Here is a 17,413-nt window from a genome sequence, read left to right as displayed (position 1 = left end):
AACATGAACCATATCAAAAAATTGATATTTGAGGGCGAAGGTGTAACACTCGACTTTAAAAAAACTATTACCAGCTGCGAAAAAATTGCCCGTACCATGGTAGCCTTTGCCAACAACAAAGGCGGCAAACTATTAATAGGCGTTGCCGATGATGGTACTATTAAAGGTGTAAAATCTGAAGACGAAGAACGTTATATGATCACCAAAGCAGCGCACTTTTTTGCGCGCCCTGCTTTGGAACCCATATTTGATGAGGTTTATGTAGACGACAAGCTGGTATTGGTTGTTGATACCCCTGCCAGTGACCTGAAACCACACTATGCCCTGGCCGAAGACGGCAAATGGTGGGCATACGTAAGGGTAAAGGATAAAAGCGTGCTGGCCAGTAAAATTGTGCTCGAAGTACTTAAACGATCGTCAAGTGATGAGGGTGTATTGATTGAATATTCCGAAAATGAAAAGTCGCTGCTGCAATATTTGGAGTTACACACCCGCATCACCATTAAGGAGTGTGCCGAGTTATTAAAGATTGGCCGACGACGGGCACAGCGTATCTTGGTTGACCTGATATTATCGGGCCTTATTCGCATCAATACCACCGAAAAAGAAGAATTTTATACCGTAAGCTGAGTAGTTTAAAGCGGAAAACTGCAGGCAGAAAGCTATTAATACCATAAACTATTGCCAGGGCTGACGCGGTAGCTAAAAAAATTATAGTAAATTTGCTAATAACCAGCAATGCAGCTTTAGGCTCTCTGCCTTAAGCTTTCTGCTCTCCTGTATACCTAAAATAATGAAAAGCACTTTCCTGAAATACAAACCTTATTATGGCGAAAGCCTTAAACTAGCTATTCCCGTAGTGATATCACAGCTTGGGCATACGCTGGTTCAAATGTCCGATTCTATTATTGTGGGCCATTTTGCGGGTACCGTTTCCCTGGCTGCCGTGTCGTTGGTAAACAGCCTTTTCATGACCCCGCTGGTTATCGGCATGGGTATCTCCTATGGCTTAACACCACTCATAGCACAAAATAACGGCCGTAAAAATTTTAAAGAATGCGGATTGCTGCTTTCTAATAGTTTATTCTTAAACATGATTAGTGGTATACTATTATTTGCCGCAATCTATTTTGGAACGATGCTGCTCATCGGTCATTTAGATCAATCGCCGCAGGTGGTAGCCGAGGCCAAACCTTATTTATTTCTGCTCAGTTTATCGCTCATTCCGTTACTGGTATTTGCCACCTTTAAGCAATTTGCCGAGGGTCTGGGTTTTACCAAGCAGGCTATGCTTATATCTATATGGGGTAATTTGCTCAATATATGCCTTGGGGTGATTTTTGTGAAAGGTCTGTTCGGTGTTCACCCTATGGGCATTAAAGGTGTTGGTTACAGTACCCTGATAGATCGTTGCGTGATGGCGATAGTGATGGCCATTTATGTTTTAAGATCGCCTATATTTAAGGAGTACCTGAAAAGCTTTGCTATCAGAAATATCGACCGCATCCGGGGTATACAGATCATGAAGATTGGCGCCCCGGTGGCTTTGCAGTATACCTTTGAGGTAAGCGCCTTTGGTGGAGCTGCTATTTTGGTAGGCGTTATCGGCCTCGATCAGCAGGCAGCGCACCAGGTTGCTATCAGTTTAGCCGCCATGACTTATATGATGGCCAGCGGTATATCTGCGGGAGCCGCCATTAAATCAGGCAATTATTTTGGCGCAGGTCACCATCAAAACCTCCGGATGTCGGCCATATCCAATTATCATATTGTGCTGGCCTTTATGGCTACCACCGCACTGATATTTACCTTCGGCAGGCATCTGCTACCATGGATAATAACTTCCGATCAGGCCGTTATTAATATTGCAGCACAGTTACTTATCATAGCTGCATTCTTTCAGTTATTTGATGGCGCGCAGGTAGTTGGCCTGGGCATACTCCGCGGCATGGGCGATGTAAACATCCCTACCATTTTTACGTTTTTGGCGTATTGGGTAGTAGGTTTACCGGCAGGTTATCTATTGGGCATTAAGCTTAATCTGGGAGTTAACGGAGTTTGGTATGGTTTAACTTTAGGCCTGGCAACGGCTTCGGTATTGCTGTTCCTTCGCTTTAATATCATTAGCAAAAAACATCGTCGCGATAATACTATTCCGATATTGGCGAAGGATTAAAAAGCCCAGCTATTTTGTCATCCTGAGGAACGAAGGATCTACTCTGCGATTGAAAAGCTTCATAATAGATACTTCACTCCGTTCAGCATGACAAGCATTTTCAAACATCAAAAATACAAGTCAGCCGCCACTTTAAAAGTATTGCAATGCGCCTCTACAATATCTTTAATCTGCGGAGAATAACCACCGCCCATACTAACCTGCACGGGCAGATTATTGGCAATGCATTGTTCAAATACAAATTTGTCGCGGGCTTTGCAGGCTTCTTTGCTCAGCGCCAGTTTACCCAGCTTGTCGGTGGCCAGGACATCAACGCCCGACAGGTAAAATATAAAATCGGGCTTTTGTTGTTGGATCAAACCAGGCAGCACATCGTACAGAATATCGAGAAACTCATCATCCTCAACCCCATCAGCCAGCGGGATATCCAGATCGGATGTTTCCTTACGATAAGGAAAATTATTGGCTCCGTGCATCGAAAAAGTAAACACCCGGGAGTCGTTTTCAAATATCTGGGCAGTGCCATTACCCTGATGCACATCTAAATCAACAATTAAGATAGATTGAGATAATCCATTATTTAATAACCAGTTAGCAGCAATAGCCTGATCATTCAACAGACAAAAACCCTCACCCCAGTTACTACCTGCATGATGTGTGCCACCGGCTACATTAAAAGCGATTCGATTATCAAAAGCAAACCTGCAGCCATCAATAGTACCCTTGGCTATCCTAATCTCGCGCTCCACCAACCGGGCCGACAAAGGGAAACCAATACGACGCTGCTCTTTTTCAGACAAGGTCAAATCACGTAGTTGGCACCAGTAACTTTCATCGTGGGTTTGCAGAATAATATCCTCAGACAGCACATCAGGCGAAAACAGGTTATCCCTGCTAATCACCCCCTCATGCATCAATTGCGCCGGGATCAACTCATACTTGAGCATCGGGAAGCGATGACCTTCGGGTAGTGGATGCGCGTATATAGTATCGTAAGCTATTTTGAACATACCCTACTAAGCCAATATCTCTCCCACATGCTTCCTGATATTATCGCAGATACTATCCAAAGGCAAGTCGTTGGCATCATAGCCAAATGGATCTTCAATCTCCTCGGCCAATATTTCAATACTGGCAAAAACAAACAGTACAAAAGCAATCACGGGGATAATAAAATACTTCAAATCAAAGGCCCAGGTAAAGGGCAGCGTCATGATATAAGTGAAAATAAATTTCTTGATAAACACATTATAAGAAAAAGGAATAGGTGTTTTTTTGATACGCTCGCATCCACCACAAATATCTGTAAATGAAGTTATTTCTGTAGTTATACTAAATAATTGCTCCGGGTTAATTACACCACTTTTATTGAGCCTGTACACATTTTCGATAATAGCCGAGGCTACTTGATTGGGTACATGCTTACCCGGATCAATGGTTATAAATTCAGATTCCTCCGGTACATATTTATCTCTTAAATGATCCCGAAGCGATCGCGCGAAAAGTGGTATGGCGTAGTTAAAAAACGCCGCATCATTTTCACCAACCAGGTGCTTCAGCTTAATGGCCAGATTGCGACTGCTGTTTACCAGGCTACCCCATATCTTGCGCCCTTCCCACCAGCGGTCATATGCCGAATTGATTCGAAAGGCCAGCAATAACGAAAACACAAAGCCAATGGTTTGATGAATAAAATTCACCTTCCGCAGCACATTAGTATCAGGCAAATGCCAAAAATCTATCAGCAAATAAGTAACCACGCCTGCATAGGCACCCACGGCCAGCATCAGTGGAAAAAGCTCCCGTAAAGTATCAGCCTTATTGATCCTGAAAATAAAAGAAAACCACTCTTTGGGGTTATAGTAAACCATTTTCTGTTAAGTAAAAATTCAAAATTCAAAAAATTTCTTGTTCAGCAGTCAATGCTTTATCGCCGCAGCCATTTGCTGCACAGCCTGATACACATCCTGGAATGTGTTGTAAAGCGGCACAGGGCTTAGTCTGATCACATCGGGTTCGCGCCAGTCGCCTATTACACCGTTATCTGCCAGGTATTGGAAAATAGCTCTGGCATTCCGCTTGCAAACTACCGATAACTGGCAACCTCTCTGCTGCGGATCCGTTGGCGTAATGACCTTAAACACCTCCTCTCCCTGCTCCTTATTCAACTCATCGATCAAAAACCCCATATAGCCCGTTAAAGCCACGCTTTTCTCTCGAAGGATATCGATACCACCCGCATCATCAAAGATAACCATAGAGGCTTTAAATAAAGCCAGGAGCAATATCGGACTGGTACTTACCTGCCAGCCATTGGCGCCTTTGGCCGCATCAAAGCCAGGAGCCATTAAAAAACGCTTGTCTTCGCGATAGCCCCACCAGCCGGCAAAGCGATCTAGTTCGGGATTATTAAAATGCTTTTCGTGCACAAAAACACCACTGATACCACCCGGACCTGAGTTCATATACTTATACGAGCACCAGCAGGCAAAATCAGCGTCCCAGTCGTGCAATTTCAACGGAACGTTACCAGCAGCATGCGCCAGATCAAAGCCAGCGTATGCGCCAGCTTCGTGCGCCGCTGCAGCAATTGCTTCCATATCAAAAAGCTGACCAGTATAATAATTGATACCGGCGAACATAACCAAGGCCAGCTCATCGGCATGTTTATAGATAGTTTGGAGGATATCTTCGGTACGCAATGTAAGCTCACCTTCACGTGGAAATATCTCGACAATAGCCTCTTGGGGATCAAAACCATGAAACCGAACCTGGCTTTCCATCGCATACTGATCTGAGGGGAACGCCCCGCCTTCCATGATTATTTTAAATCGTTTATGATTTGGTTTATAGAAACTTACCATCAGTAAATGAAGATTTACTGTAAGTGAGTTCATAACCGTAACTTCACTTTCCTTCGCGCCAACAATCCTGGCTATCGAGGGTAAAAGCTGTTTATGATAATCAAGCCAGGGATCATCACCCTGGAACCAACCCTCAACAGCGAGGTTCTGCCAGATAGCCAGTTGGTCGGCTATATATTTCCCTGCCGAAACCGGTTGCAGGCCCAAAGAATTGCCGCATAAATAAACCGCGTCGGCGCCCTGATGCTGCGGGATCAAAAAACGACTCCTGAAATTTTTTAACGGATCAAGCGCGTCCTGCTCCAAAGCAAACGCCAAACTATTCTGATAATTCATCGAGCCAAAGATAATTATTGAATTATTGATTTAGTGAATTAGTGAATTTTGTCAAAAGAATACCTGACGCGTTTTTCCAATTGCACAGAAACTCACAAAATTTCAAATAACATTTTTCACTCCTCACTCACTAATTCACTAAATCACTAATTCAATAATTTTAATGCCCAAGCGTTATGCGCAAGCGGTTAAGGGCATTCATGAGTGAGATACTGGCGGTTAAGTCTACGATCTCCTTTTCTGAAAATTGAGCTTCCAGTTCCGTTCTGTACAGCTGCAGATCTTTTTGCATCAGCGTAACCGCCTCTGCCCATTGCAGTACCAGTTTTTGCCGGATGTTAAATCCGGATGATAATCGCCACCCCGGCAATTGATCTACGAGGTTTTGCTCAAATCCAAATTCACGGAGTTCATTGGCATGAAATTTACAGCAAAAAGCGCATCCATTGATCTGCGAAACCCGTAGTTCCGCAAGCGCGATCAGATGATTGTCGGTTTCCGACTGCCTGATGCTTGTGTGCGATTTATACAAATAACCGATAGTTGCTTCCTTTGAAATTTTATTGTAATCCATAACATTCACTTGTTTTTTCTGCAAATTTGAAGTCGAAACAGCTTTGCTGTATGATATGCACTTTTATGTAGCATACGCACAAAATAGAAAGTATATTGATTTTAAGAACATTAGCTTATGCCAGAGTTTTTTCACGATAAAAAATTGTATTACACGCCGATGGAATTCGCCCTGAATCATATAGGCGGAACTTGGAAAATGCCTATACTTTGGCGATTACAATACAAAGTACTGCGCTATGGCGAACTAAAAAAGGATATCCCTCATATCACCCATAAAATGCTAGCCAGTCAGCTACGCGAACTGGAAAGCAAGGAACTGATAGAGCGTACAGTTTACCCGGTTGTACCGCCAAAGGTAGAGTACCGCATCACCGCCAAGGGCATGAAAGCTATACCGTTGATTGAGCACATCATGCTATATGGCTACGAATTGATCAAAGAAGCCGGGATTGAGTATCCGCCAAAACCAGCTTCTTCGCTTAGTGAACAGTCAGAAATTGTAGATAAATAACTCACTTACGGCGGCGGCCTGTCACCATGAGCTCCGTCGAAGGGTTGAGCGCAGAGGCCTACTCACCATGATTAGACGGAGCTCAGCATGACATCCTTTTCAGGATAACTACCACTCACTTATTCGGCTTACTCACATAAACATCGCCTTTCACATAAAAGCGATACGGCAACAAAGCATCTTCTGCAGCATAAGCAACCCCTATTCGCGAACCTACCGTTATCTGATCATCGGTAAAATTCAGTCCGCGATCTTCCAGCCAAAGGGTGTCGCTTTGCAAACTGATAGCATTGATGTTTCGGGATATTCCCAGAGCTTTAGCCACAGAACCCGGACCGGCAGTGATGGTTGGTTTAAGCACCGGCATATTACGCCGCACCTGCATGGCCTCGATACCTTCCGTCGGACGCACCGCCCTGATCAGAATTGCTGTAGGGTGACCTTCTGTTGAAGTTACGATATTAAACATTTCGTGAATGCCATAACACAGGTATACATAAGCAATGCCACCCTGCATAAACATGGTTTGGGTACGTGGCGTAAGCCGATTACCATAAGAGTGCGCCGCCTTATCTACAATACCATTATAAGCTTCTGTTTCAACAATATAACCACCTGTAGTTACACCATCTATACAGGTAAACAAATACTTACCTAATAAACTTTTGCTGATAGCCACCACATCGGTACCCAGGTAAAACGCTTCGGGTAACTTCATTTTTTGAGGATATTTTTTAGTAATTTATTGATCTCTTTGGCCTTATCAAATATCATGATATGGGTACCTCCTTTAACAACAGTAGCATCGGGAATACGCTTAAAAGAGAACACCAGGTCTCTATCGCCGGTGATATGAAAAAGATTGGGCGGGATAACACTGTTTTTCCAATGTAATACAGCTCCCATAGCCCATTTTACAAAGGTGGGTGATGAATTTTTCAGCATATCGCTAAACAACCAGGCGTCTTCGGCGCTCATGTGCCCGAATAAAGGCTTGACCATAAAGCCCATTGAGGTGAACCATTTTCCCGGGATAATTTTATAAACAGGCAAAGTACGGAAGAAGCTAAAATACCCGGGCGCTTCGGTGTTGGTTTTAATACTCGATATCAGGATCACTTTTTTTACAGGAATCTGCTTAGCTATCTCCACAGCAATCATTCCGCCTAAAGAGTTACCTATCAAAACAGAATTTGGTAGTATATTGTATTGATGGATAAGCTTTTGCGCATAGGTGTTTAAAGTATCTGATTGATGAGGTTCTATCCAATCAACAGGAATCACCTCGTGATCATGCAGGTCGATATTGTTATAAACCCGGGTATCGGCACCGAGGCCCGCTATCAGGTAAATCCTGCTCATGCAAAGTTCAGCAGCTTTACAATTTGTTCGAGATATTGAGCGTCGGTTTCATCAAACTGATCCAGCAATTCACTGTCCACATCCAAAACAGCAACCACTTCCCCATCATGAAACACAGGTACTACAATTTCTGATTGCGAAAGCGAGCTACAGGCAATGTGCCCAGGAAAAGCTTCTACATCGGGCACCACGAGCGTTTTGGCTTGTTGCCATGCCGCGCCGCAAACACCTTTACCCAAACCAATGCGGGTGCAAGCCACAGGGCCCTGGAACGGACCTAAAACCAGCTCATTGTTTTTAACCAGATAAAATCCCACCCAAAACCATTTGAATTGCTCCTTTAAAGCCGCGGCCACATTAGCCAGGTTAGCCACCAAATCGGGCTCGCCATACAACAAGGCTTCTATCTGCGGAATAAGTGTAGTATACTGTTCGGTTTTATTGGTTGATGTGGTTATGTTTAAATCCTCTGCCATAATACAAAAATAGCAATGTATAGCAGAAAGTACATCAACCGGGTATCATATTTAGGCTAATACCAGATAGAGTTGTGATTTAATAAGTGATACCTACTTGTCATATCAGCACTGTACATTCCTTATATGTCATTGCGAGAAGGAACGACGAAGCAATCTCCTCGCGTTCTTATCGACGAAAAACAGCTACGAGATTATTAATGTTGTTAATTGTTTTTATGGCATTAATGAGCTCCTGTTGGTCGGTTGTCCACGCTGCACTCGCAATGACATATTTTTTAGCCTCTCTTTCTGCAGAAGGCGAGCTTTGATATCAGTCCGATAAATCTTTTTAAAGTTTTCAAAACCATCAAAATTTTGTTAAAACCGTTCAAATAACTTTAAAACTTTATCAAAACGGATAATTATTGAATCGTTTCATCCTGTTTTTGATCAGAAAATTGTTAAAATTTTAGGTTTAAGAAGTTTTTCGGCCGGGGTTTTGCAATTAATGTTTTATTTAGCAAAACATGATCGTTAGCCTTACCATTGTCAGATACCGGAAACTTTTTATCCCTTTTGCATTACTGGCCATGGCCATACATCGCCTGCCCATGTGGTTGCAAAAAGGCTGTAGCTTTTATAAGCTACTAGGTTCGGGCCATAATGGCACTTTTGATCTTCAGCCCGATTGGCAGCAATGGGGCCTGCTCGCTTGCTGGGACAGCCGGGAAGATTTCGATCGTTTCCAGGCCAGTTCTTTTGTCGCCAACTGGTGGAAAATATTGGGCCATGAGGGCTGGACAGTACTTTGCGAACCCCTGCAAAGCCATGGCAAATGGGATGGTAAAACACCTTTTGGCAATCCTGAAGCAAAAGAGCATACCGGTCCGGTAGCCGTACTTACCCGCGCCACGATCAGGATAAGCCGGTTAAAAAACTTTTGGTCGCATGTGGATGAGGTAGCTAACCTGATGACTGGTGCGCCGGGTTATATAACTTCGTTTGGTATAGGCGAGGCACCTGTTTACCGCCAGGCTACGTTTTCCATTTGGCAAAGCCTCGATGATGTAAAAAACTTTGCCTACAAAAGCCGCGAGCATGCCGAAGTGATCAAACTTACCCGCAGCGAAAACTGGTACAAAGAAGAACTTTTCGCCCGGTTTAAAATACTGGAAAGTTTTGGATCGCTCCACGGGAAAGATCCGCTTGGGGATCTTGGAGCAAGGGTCATTGGAACAAAGAACAAGGATTCAGGGAGCAAAGATTTTGAGAGCAAGGATTCAGGGAACAAAGAACAAGGATTTAAGAATTGAGGATAAAGGTCAAAATCATAAAAGTGTTTTATTCAAAAATCCTTACTCCTTGGTCCAAAAATCATTACTCAACAAACAACTCACTAATTCAATCAATCACTAATTCACTAATTAATAACCATGAGAATTATTGCCGAACTACCACACCCCGATTTTAAAATATCTATCCTGAATATGAACCAAAAGTTTATTGTGAAGATAGAGCAGGGAGCACTGGAACAGAGTTACAAAATACCCGAAATGGATTTGACCGATGGCGTGAACAGTGTTTTTGAATTGCTCGACGAAGAGTTTCTGAAAACAGTAGCCACCCGCTTTACCGAAATGCGAAAAGACTTCAAAGAGTCGTACTATCGATACAATTACTAATTACAACTATTTAAAATACAGATACTTAATTTTAAATAGGCTTTAAAACAGAATTTTATTTGGCCAAAATGATTATTTTCAGGCTAAAAACAATCTTCTATTGCCAATAAATTACATCATTACTTTATATTTTACACTTAATATATTGTAAAATAAGTAGTTATGATATTTCAAAAAATTTAATTCTGCGACCATTTTTGCCAAATAAATGGGATGTTAAGCCGAAATAAGGTCACAATACCAAAATCCGGAACGTTTTTGATCGGTTGGCGAAACACAGGAATCATCGGCATTTTTAGGGGCTTTGTATTCCTTAAAAATCTTTACTCCGGTTTTGTAGGGTATAGCATTTTTAAAAATCGGGCCCTTAAAAGTGAAGGTATGGAACTCGCCATTCTCACCGCAAACGTCTACATCGTCGGGTAAGGCATCAATCAGCTCGGGACTGATCTCCTTCCCTACTATGCGCTCCAAACGTTCCTGTGTGCAGGCTATAACAGTGCCGAAACCAAGGCTCAAAAATTCGCTGATCAGTTTGCTGGTGTCACGTTTCCATAATGGGTATATCCCTTGCATTCTCACCTCGCCCAGGCGGGCATCACGGTAAGCTTTCAGGTCTTCTAAAAATATATCGCCAAAAATGGCATGGGTGATGCCTTCGCTTTTAAAATGTGTCAGATGGCGATGCATCACCTCATCGTACTCCTGCATACCGGGCATCTCGGGCAGACGGATTTGATATAGCGGGATGCCGATACTTTCTGCCTGTTTGATCAGAAGCTCTGTACGCACGCCGTGCATGGATATCCTGTCGGCCGCATCATTGATGGTGGTAACCAGATATCTGATCTCCAGATCAGGGTTCTGCAGGCAATAGTACAAGGCTAATGCGCTATCCTTCCCCCCGCTCCAATTGAATATACACTTTTGCATTAATTTGAATTATTGATTTAGTGAATTAGTATTTAAGAAAAGACAGTCTAATTTCAATCATCATTTCAAGGGAGCCGTTAAAGTTTGCATAGGCTCTCTCGCCTGATAAAGTGGGTTTACATGTAAACTCACTTTATCGGCATGTATTCAATTTAACTATTTGACTATCAATTAAATACATCAATTTAAACCATAAAAAGTGTAAACCCATGTAAACCCACTTTTTATAATAAAACTCCCCGCCTGTTCAGGGATCATGCCCTACCTCTTGAACTACTGATCTTTCAGAAGCTGATCAACTAATGCGGGAACGCCCACTGTAGCCCTCTCCTGTATTTTGATCAATTGGCCCCGCACACTTACATCCGGTATTTTAGGATCGATAATATACCTTGGGATTTCCGGTCTTACATAACTGATCAGTCCGGCAGCCGGGTATACGGCCAAAGATGAGCCTACGAGTATAAAAATGTCCGCATTGGCACAAATATGCGCCGCTGGACCTATCATGGGTACATCCTCCCCAAACCAAACCACATGGGCTCGCAAGGGCGAACCTAATTCGCATACTTCATCCATTCTGATCTCCCAGCCGTCAATAGGATAAGTAAGCTCAGGATCGATACTTGACTGCGAGCGGGTGATAATACCGTGCAGATGCATTACATGGGTTGAACCTGCACGTTCATGCAGATCATCAATGTTTTGAGTAATGATGGTGACCTGGTATTTTTCTTCGAGCTGTGCCAATGCGTAATGAGCCGCGTTGGGTTCGGCTTCCAGTACCGTTTTGCGACGTTCATTATAAAACTGCTGTACCATGGCCGGATTACGCTGCCATGCCTGCGGTGTAGCCACATCTTCTATATTGTAACCCTCCCACAGTCCGTCGCTGTCTCTGAAGGTCTTTAAACCGCTTTCAGCGCTAATACCAGCGCCTGTTAATACTACCAGTTTTTTCATATAGGTATCTGAAATTATATATCCATAAAAAAAGCGACCTGCCCTGATGGCAAATCGCTTTTCTATATTCTTGAGTTAGCTTAAAGTGCCAGTTGTTTTTTGGTGCGTAAAAAGGTGTATTTGGTTTTGGCCAGTTCAAAACCGCCAAACAAGATGAAGCCAAACACTAAATTACCATAGATCATGTTATATTCAAACGGAATAGCATTTACCAAGGATGTACGATAACCGGCTAAAGTGTGCGGATACAATGTACCGGGCAAATCGGTCAGTAACCAATGTATCAATACAGAAGCTACTGAAGCTAAAACCACATTCCATACGTTTACCTTTTTAATCAAACTACCTACCAGGATCATTAAAATAAAGGCCAGGTATGTCCATTCAGCACCACTATACCATAAAGTTAATTTATGAAAGTAGAAGTAATTCAGGATAATGTCTGTACCAAACAGGGCCAGTAATACAGTAAGGTAGCTTTTCCATTTATCGGCAAAATACACACCGCCAAATATAGCAATGGCGCCTACCGGGTTAAAATTGCTTAGTTCTTTATATTTAAAAGCCAGCAACCTGAAAGCAGCTGCCACAACAATCATCAGTATCAATACGATGTTGCGTGTAGTATTATCTTTTGAGTTCATGATCAAAATTTGTGCAGTAAAATTACTTATAAATGTATTAAATAAAAAGCCGTTAATTAAACTGGTATTTAGCCCCAAGCATGAAGTTGATACCCATGGTATTGTAACCCAGCCAATCGGTATATTTTTGATCCAGTACGTTATTTAGGTCGCCGAATACACGCAGGTTCCTGGTGGCCTTCAGTTCCAGGTGTAAGTCGGCCAGGTTATAATGTTTCAGCGTAACTACAGTAGATGGAAAAGTTGCAAAGTTTTGATCGGTGCGGTTACCGGTATATTTATAATTCACCCCAACTGAAAAATCATCAATAACCTGATAGTTAAAATTCAATCCGAATGTGCTTTTTGGCCGGCGGTAAAGATTGGCCGTTTGTACACCTTTTTCATCGGTTAATTTACCCGTAACATAAGCATAATAGGCCGAAGCTGTAAGTTTATCAGAATGATAATTTAACTCACTCTCAAAACCTTTATCTTTCTGAAACTGACCGTTCTGGTAAAAAGACGCAAAAGGAGAAACCGATTCCGTAAAGAAATAGATCACATCCTTAGCATTCCGTTTATAAAATTGGGTATTAAATGTCAAAGCGCCTTTGATAATCTCCCAGTCAAAGCCAGCTTCATATGAGGTAGTGGTTTCAGGTTTCAATTTTACATTACCATACTGAGAATATAATTGATACAATGACGGCGATTTGTAGGCTGACGCTATTGAACCGAAAATTTTAAACTGATCGGCCAGGAACAAGGAGGGGTTGATAGTATAGGTGAAATTATCGCCGTAAGTACTATGGTGGTTATATCTACCTCCTAATTCCATGTGGAAAATATCATCCTTAAAAAATAAAGAAGTGTAAGCGCTGAATATATTATTATGAGCTAAATCATCAGCAATGGTGCTGGCTCCTGGGTGATAACCTGTTGATTCATATAAACTATATTGGGTGGTGTTGCTATATTTAAAACTTACCCCACTGGTAATATCAAAATATTTACCCAATTCCTGATTTAAAACAACTTCTGCATTAGTAATGCGCCCTATGTTTTTAGTTACCTGATGGGTAGAATCATTATCGGTAGGTAGATTTTTAAAATTATTCCAAACTGTGTTTTGCGAAACATTGAAATTCAGTGTCCCTTTCGGTAATATTAATTTTGCTCCTAAACCACCAAATAGAAATGTATTATTATAGGTGTAATTCTGATCGTCAGTAAATGCCCCGTATGGTAAATTACCAGATGTATAACTGGTTTGGAGGTTTCCGTTCAGACTGAATTTTTTTGAAACCGCCTGACTGATATTTACACTGGCCGAACGTTGATGAAAGCCATCTTTTTTAAAATTGCCTTTACCTGTTGTATCCGTAGCAGCAGCAAAACCCCTGGAATCTGAATTAGAAATATTTACAGCCACTCCCGTTTTGCTTACGGTTCCATTTAAAGAAGCCGACTCTTTGAAAGTATTGTAGCTGCCTCCTATTAGCTGCAGGCTCCCCTTAAGTGCTTGCCCCTTTCCTTTTTTAGTAATGATATTAATAACACCAGCTACAGCATCCGAGCCATACAGGGTTGATCCGCTCCCCTTTAAAATCTCGATATGATCTATCATATCCAGTGAAAAAGCATTCAGATCATAACTACCGTCTATGGCAGAGGCGTTGTTTACCGGAAACCCGTCAATCAATATGAGGGTATTTCCCGTAGATGCGCCGCGTAGAAAAATAGAGGTAGCAATACCCGGGGCATTCTGAGCTCCGGAAAATGTTAGTCCAGGAACAGTATTTAGCAACTGCGGCAAGGTTTTTCCCTGAGAGCGGCTGATTTGCTCGGCAGATATCACCGTAACTACTCTGCCAATATCAGATAGTTTTTTTGGTGAGCGTGTAGCTGTAACCACTACGTTATTTAGCAAACGTGTAGTATCCTGTGCTTGCACAGATGTAATAATTAAACAAGTTTGTAGTAGTCCGAATCCAAAAATAAATTTAAGGTACTTTTTTTCCATATAGTGTTATTAAAATCGGGAGTATCGACAAAAGTACTTTAAGTACTAACAACCACAAGTAACAATCTGTATATTTATAATAATGAAATTGTATGTTACACTTCTGTTACTCACAACCGGTATTATTCCCTGCTTCGCCCAACAACCCGATACCATTTTCTTAAAAGGACTTTTACAAAGTCATCCGGAGCTATTTAGTGGAATATTGAATCACCCTACCCAAAATGAGGTGCAAATACTTTATACACAAATCGACCGGGATAAAAATAATGTACCGCACTTTAAATCGTACAGTTATCATTTAAATGCTCAGCATTATTTCTATCCTGCAAGCACAGTTAAGCTGCCGACAGCTATTTTTGCACTGGAAAAACTGCATGAGCTGCACATTCACGGATTAACCCGAAAGTCTGTGATGATCACCGACAGCGCCTTTGCCAAACAGACCAAAGTAAAAGCGGATACCTCGTCAGCTAACGGATTACCAAGCATCGAGAATTACATCAAAAAGATATTATTGGTGAGCGATAATGATGCCTTCAATCGGTTGTATGAATTTGTTGGCCGTGAAGAGATTAATCGTAAACTAAAAAAATATCAGTTATATCACACCCGTATTGTGGGCCGACTGGCCGTGGGTGATGCCGGTGAAAGCACCAGGCACACCAATCCAGTCACCTTTTACAATGGGGATAAGGCAATTTATTATAAAAAAGCTTTATATGATAGCTTGAATTACCCAATGCATCTGGATAATATGATCATGGGCAAAGCTTATCTGGACAGCAGTGACCGTCTGGTAAATAAGCCATTTAATCTGAGCGAAAAGAATGTATACTCCATTTACGATCAGCAGCAGGTTTTAAAAAGGCTACTTTTTCCGCAAACATTTCCAGCAGATCAGCGGTACAACCTAACTGCTGCTGATTACGCTTTTATATATCGCTATATGAGTAAATTCCCTACCGAAAACGTAAAACCTACTTATACCCGACCTGAATATTTTCCAGCTTACTGCAAGTTTTTATACTATGGGGCTGACAGTACAGCTGCAATTGAACCTAACATCAGAATATTTAACAAAGTGGGCGACAGCTATGGATATGATATTGATAACGCTTACATTGTTGATTTTAAACATAACGTAGAATTTTTACTTACAGCTGTAGTGCAATCAAATGAAGATGGTGTTTACAACGATAATAAATATGAATATGCTACGGTTTGCCTTCCATTTTTAAAAAACCTGGGACAAGTCATTTATCAATATGAATTAAAAAGGCCTAAAAAGTATCAATCAAACTTAACTCAATTTAAATTTAATTACGTTCAGGTAAAATAACTTCATTTTAAAAAAACTTAGATTAGAGTGTACTGTTTAAATTTTACAATCGTTTAAACAATACTATGGCTACTACAATTATAAAATATACTGATAATTTCCCTGTACTTTATGGAGACAATCGCATAAACTTAAAATGGCCCGAGCGTTATACTTCTATTATTGGGGGTGTAAAATTAGGGTTATCCGGATTTAAAAACATTTTTTCCAACCCGATAGGCAGTATTATTAAATTAGGTGCCGGCGGTTACCTGTTAAACCGCGGAATCACAGGACATTGTGAATTGTATAAACGTATAGGTAAACTTTCAACCAACCCGGTTAATATCAATATCCGTTCGTCATTTACAGTAAACAAACCTCGTCATAAAGTGTATAACTTTTGGCGTAAGCTGGATAATTTGCCACTATTTATGAAGCACCTGGAAAGTGTTGAAATGATCGACTCCACCTACTCTTACTGGGTTTTAAAGCTTCCGGCAGAGGTTGCAACAGTGAGCTGGCATGCCGAAATTGTAAAGGACGAACCGAATGAAATGATAGGCTGGAGTTCTCTACCCGATTCGATGATCAACAATGCCGGTAAAGTGCGTTTTCAGGATACGCTGGATGGCAAAGGTACTATTGTTGACATCGTTGTTAGTTATCAACCTCCTGCTGGAGGCTTAGGTACTGGCGTGGCTAAATTACTAAACCCGGTATTTAAGAGGATGGTTGATAAAGATGTACAGAACTTTAAACAGTACATGGATATTGATAATGACAGTGAGGAATTTACCCCAACAGTGATTATACTTTAATCAGATACAAAAAACAAGAGAGGCCGCAAATTGCGGCCTCTCTTGTTTTTTGTAAAATACTAATGATTAGTATTTTATATTATTTTACTGCATCAATTACGGCTTTGAAAGCATCAGGATGATTCATCGCTAAATCAGCTAATACTTTACGGTTTAAGCCGATTTCTTTTGCTGCTAATTTACCTATTAATTGAGAGTAAGAAATTCCGTGCTGACGGGCACCTGCGTTAATACGCTGTATCCATAAAGCTCTGAACTCTCTTTTTTTGGTTTTACGGTCACGATAAGCGTACTGTAAACCTTTTTCAACTGTGTTTTTTGCAATGGTGTAAACCTTGCTACGTGAACCCCAATAACCTTTGGCGAGGTTCATGATCCTTTTTCTGCGTCTTCTCGACGCTACTGCGTTAACTGAACGTGGCATCTTGTTTGATTTTGGTAGTGAGTGCCTGCTTTATAACAGAACTTAAAACTCTAATACCTGGTTAAAAAATTTGTGAATTACTTTCCGATACAAAGCATACGTTTAACGTTACCCATGTCAGCATCAGATACTAAGCTGGTGTGACCAAGGGCGCGCTTACGTTTTGTTGACATCTTAGTTAAGATGTGGCTTTTGTATGCGTTTTTTCTTGCGATTTTACCGGTTCCAGTAAGCTTAAAACGCTTTTTTGCACTGGAATTGGTTTTCATTTTTGGCATAACTCTATTTATTTGTTTTTAGATATTAACGTTTCTCAACGTTTTCCTTTTATTGCCTC

At 41.4% G+C, this 17,413-nt stretch carries 20 protein-coding genes; 7 read left to right on the top strand and 13 right to left on the bottom strand.

Annotated elements, in window-relative coordinates:
* Positions 1 to 3: 3 nt before the first annotated feature.
* The gene (locus G7092_RS03705; protein ID WP_166086303.1) at positions 4 to 630 is read left to right on the top strand and encodes an RNA-binding domain-containing protein; all 627 of its coding nucleotides are present in this window, start codon (positions 4 to 6) and stop codon (positions 628 to 630) included.
* A gap of 163 nt (positions 631 to 793) precedes the next feature.
* Positions 794 to 2,176, top strand: coding sequence for an MATE family efflux transporter (locus G7092_RS03700; protein ID WP_166086301.1), 1,383 nt, complete (start codon positions 794 to 796; stop codon positions 2,174 to 2,176).
* A 107-nt stretch (positions 2,177 to 2,283) separates the two neighbouring features.
* On the opposite strand, the gene G7092_RS03695 is transcribed toward G7092_RS03700, so the two are convergent.
* The 4 genes from G7092_RS03695 to G7092_RS03680 all read right to left on the bottom strand — a co-directional run bounded on the left by G7092_RS03695 (position 2,284) and on the right by G7092_RS03680 (position 5,950).
* Positions 2,284 to 3,186, bottom strand: a complete 903-nt coding sequence (locus G7092_RS03695) for a histone deacetylase family protein (protein ID WP_166086299.1) — start codon at positions 3,184 to 3,186, stop codon at positions 2,284 to 2,286.
* Positions 3,187 to 3,192: 6 nt separating this feature from the next.
* Positions 3,193 to 4,047, bottom strand: coding sequence for a bestrophin family protein (locus G7092_RS03690; protein ID WP_166086297.1), 855 nt, complete (start codon positions 4,045 to 4,047; stop codon positions 3,193 to 3,195).
* Between the two features lie 48 nt (positions 4,048 to 4,095).
* Positions 4,096 to 5,376 (bottom strand): kynureninase, encoded by a 1,281-nt coding sequence (kynU, locus tag G7092_RS03685; protein ID WP_166086295.1) that lies wholly within the window; start codon positions 5,374 to 5,376, stop codon positions 4,096 to 4,098.
* A 160-nt stretch (positions 5,377 to 5,536) separates the two neighbouring features.
* On the bottom strand, positions 5,537 to 5,950 hold the full coding sequence (locus tag G7092_RS03680; protein WP_166086293.1) for a carboxymuconolactone decarboxylase family protein: 414 nt from the start codon (positions 5,948 to 5,950) through the stop codon (positions 5,537 to 5,539).
* 117 nt (positions 5,951 to 6,067) lie between these two features.
* Between G7092_RS03680 and G7092_RS03675 the strand changes: the two genes are divergently transcribed.
* Positions 6,068 to 6,463, top strand: a complete 396-nt coding sequence (locus G7092_RS03675) for a winged helix-turn-helix transcriptional regulator (RefSeq protein WP_166086291.1) — start codon at positions 6,068 to 6,070, stop codon at positions 6,461 to 6,463.
* 115 nt (positions 6,464 to 6,578) lie between these two features.
* On the opposite strand, the gene G7092_RS03670 is transcribed toward G7092_RS03675, so the two are convergent.
* From G7092_RS03670 to G7092_RS03660, 3 genes are read right to left on the bottom strand one after another with little or no spacing between them, the layout of a single operon-like run.
* Positions 6,579 to 7,181 (bottom strand): DNA-3-methyladenine glycosylase, encoded by a 603-nt coding sequence (locus tag G7092_RS03670; RefSeq protein ID WP_166086289.1) that lies wholly within the window; start codon positions 7,179 to 7,181, stop codon positions 6,579 to 6,581.
* Positions 7,178 to 7,825: an alpha/beta fold hydrolase gene (locus G7092_RS03665; RefSeq protein ID WP_166086287.1), complete on the bottom strand. Its 648-nt coding sequence runs from the start codon at positions 7,823 to 7,825 to the stop codon at positions 7,178 to 7,180. The genes G7092_RS03670 and G7092_RS03665 overlap by 4 nt, the downstream gene beginning before the upstream one ends.
* Positions 7,822 to 8,301, bottom strand: coding sequence for a free L-methionine (R)-S-oxide reductase MsrC (locus G7092_RS03660; protein WP_166086285.1), 480 nt, complete (start codon positions 8,299 to 8,301; stop codon positions 7,822 to 7,824). Before G7092_RS03660 ends, G7092_RS03665 begins: the two co-directional genes overlap by 4 nt.
* Positions 8,302 to 8,810: 509 nt before the next feature.
* Here G7092_RS03660 and G7092_RS03655 point away from each other — a divergent pair.
* Both G7092_RS03655 and G7092_RS03650 read left to right on the top strand, forming a co-directional pair.
* Positions 8,811 to 9,596: a DUF3291 domain-containing protein gene (locus G7092_RS03655; protein WP_166086283.1), complete on the top strand. Its 786-nt coding sequence runs from the start codon at positions 8,811 to 8,813 to the stop codon at positions 9,594 to 9,596.
* A 120-nt stretch (positions 9,597 to 9,716) separates the two neighbouring features.
* A complete protein-coding gene (locus tag G7092_RS03650; protein WP_166086281.1) occupies positions 9,717 to 9,965 on the top strand; it encodes a hypothetical protein in 249 nt (82 codons plus the stop codon).
* A gap of 216 nt (positions 9,966 to 10,181) precedes the next feature.
* On the opposite strand, the gene G7092_RS03645 is transcribed toward G7092_RS03650, so the two are convergent.
* The 4 genes from G7092_RS03645 to G7092_RS03630 form a co-directional block, all read right to left on the bottom strand.
* A complete protein-coding gene (locus G7092_RS03645) occupies positions 10,182 to 10,898 on the bottom strand; it encodes a Dph6-related ATP pyrophosphatase (RefSeq protein ID WP_166086279.1) in 717 nt (238 codons plus the stop codon).
* Positions 10,899 to 11,171: 273 nt separating this feature from the next.
* Complete coding sequence (locus G7092_RS03640; RefSeq protein ID WP_166086276.1) at positions 11,172 to 11,861, bottom strand: SIR2 family NAD-dependent protein deacylase; 690 nt, start codon at positions 11,859 to 11,861, stop codon at positions 11,172 to 11,174.
* Positions 11,862 to 11,941: 80 nt separating this feature from the next.
* A complete protein-coding gene (locus G7092_RS03635; RefSeq protein ID WP_166086275.1) occupies positions 11,942 to 12,505 on the bottom strand; it encodes a DUF6580 family putative transport protein in 564 nt (187 codons plus the stop codon).
* 52 nt (positions 12,506 to 12,557) lie between these two features.
* Positions 12,558 to 14,510, bottom strand: a complete 1,953-nt coding sequence (locus G7092_RS03630; RefSeq protein ID WP_166086273.1) for a TonB-dependent receptor plug domain-containing protein — start codon at positions 14,508 to 14,510, stop codon at positions 12,558 to 12,560.
* Between the two features lie 82 nt (positions 14,511 to 14,592).
* Here G7092_RS03630 and G7092_RS03625 point away from each other — a divergent pair, with 82 nt between their 5' ends.
* On the top strand, positions 14,593 to 15,852 hold the full coding sequence (locus G7092_RS03625; protein WP_166086271.1) for a serine hydrolase: 1,260 nt from the start codon (positions 14,593 to 14,595) through the stop codon (positions 15,850 to 15,852).
* Between the two features lie 65 nt (positions 15,853 to 15,917).
* A complete protein-coding gene (locus G7092_RS03620; RefSeq protein ID WP_166086269.1) occupies positions 15,918 to 16,652 on the top strand; it encodes an SRPBCC family protein in 735 nt (244 codons plus the stop codon).
* A 79-nt stretch (positions 16,653 to 16,731) separates the two neighbouring features.
* On the opposite strand, the gene rplT is transcribed toward G7092_RS03620, so the two are convergent.
* Entirely contained in the window at positions 16,732 to 17,076 is a 345-nt protein-coding gene (rplT, locus tag G7092_RS03615) for a 50S ribosomal protein L20 (RefSeq protein WP_078346323.1), read from the bottom strand.
* 77 nt (positions 17,077 to 17,153) lie between these two features.
* Entirely contained in the window at positions 17,154 to 17,354 is a 201-nt protein-coding gene (gene rpmI, locus G7092_RS03610) for a 50S ribosomal protein L35 (RefSeq protein ID WP_022829872.1), read from the bottom strand.
* Positions 17,355 to 17,413: the final 59 nt, after the last annotated feature.

The sequence above is a fragment of the Mucilaginibacter inviolabilis genome, from assembly GCF_011089895.1.
Lineage (GTDB): Bacteria > Bacteroidota > Bacteroidia > Sphingobacteriales > Sphingobacteriaceae > Mucilaginibacter > Mucilaginibacter inviolabilis.
The sequence above is the reverse complement of the archived record's forward strand: the minus strand, read 5'-3'. Positions and strand labels throughout refer to the sequence as shown.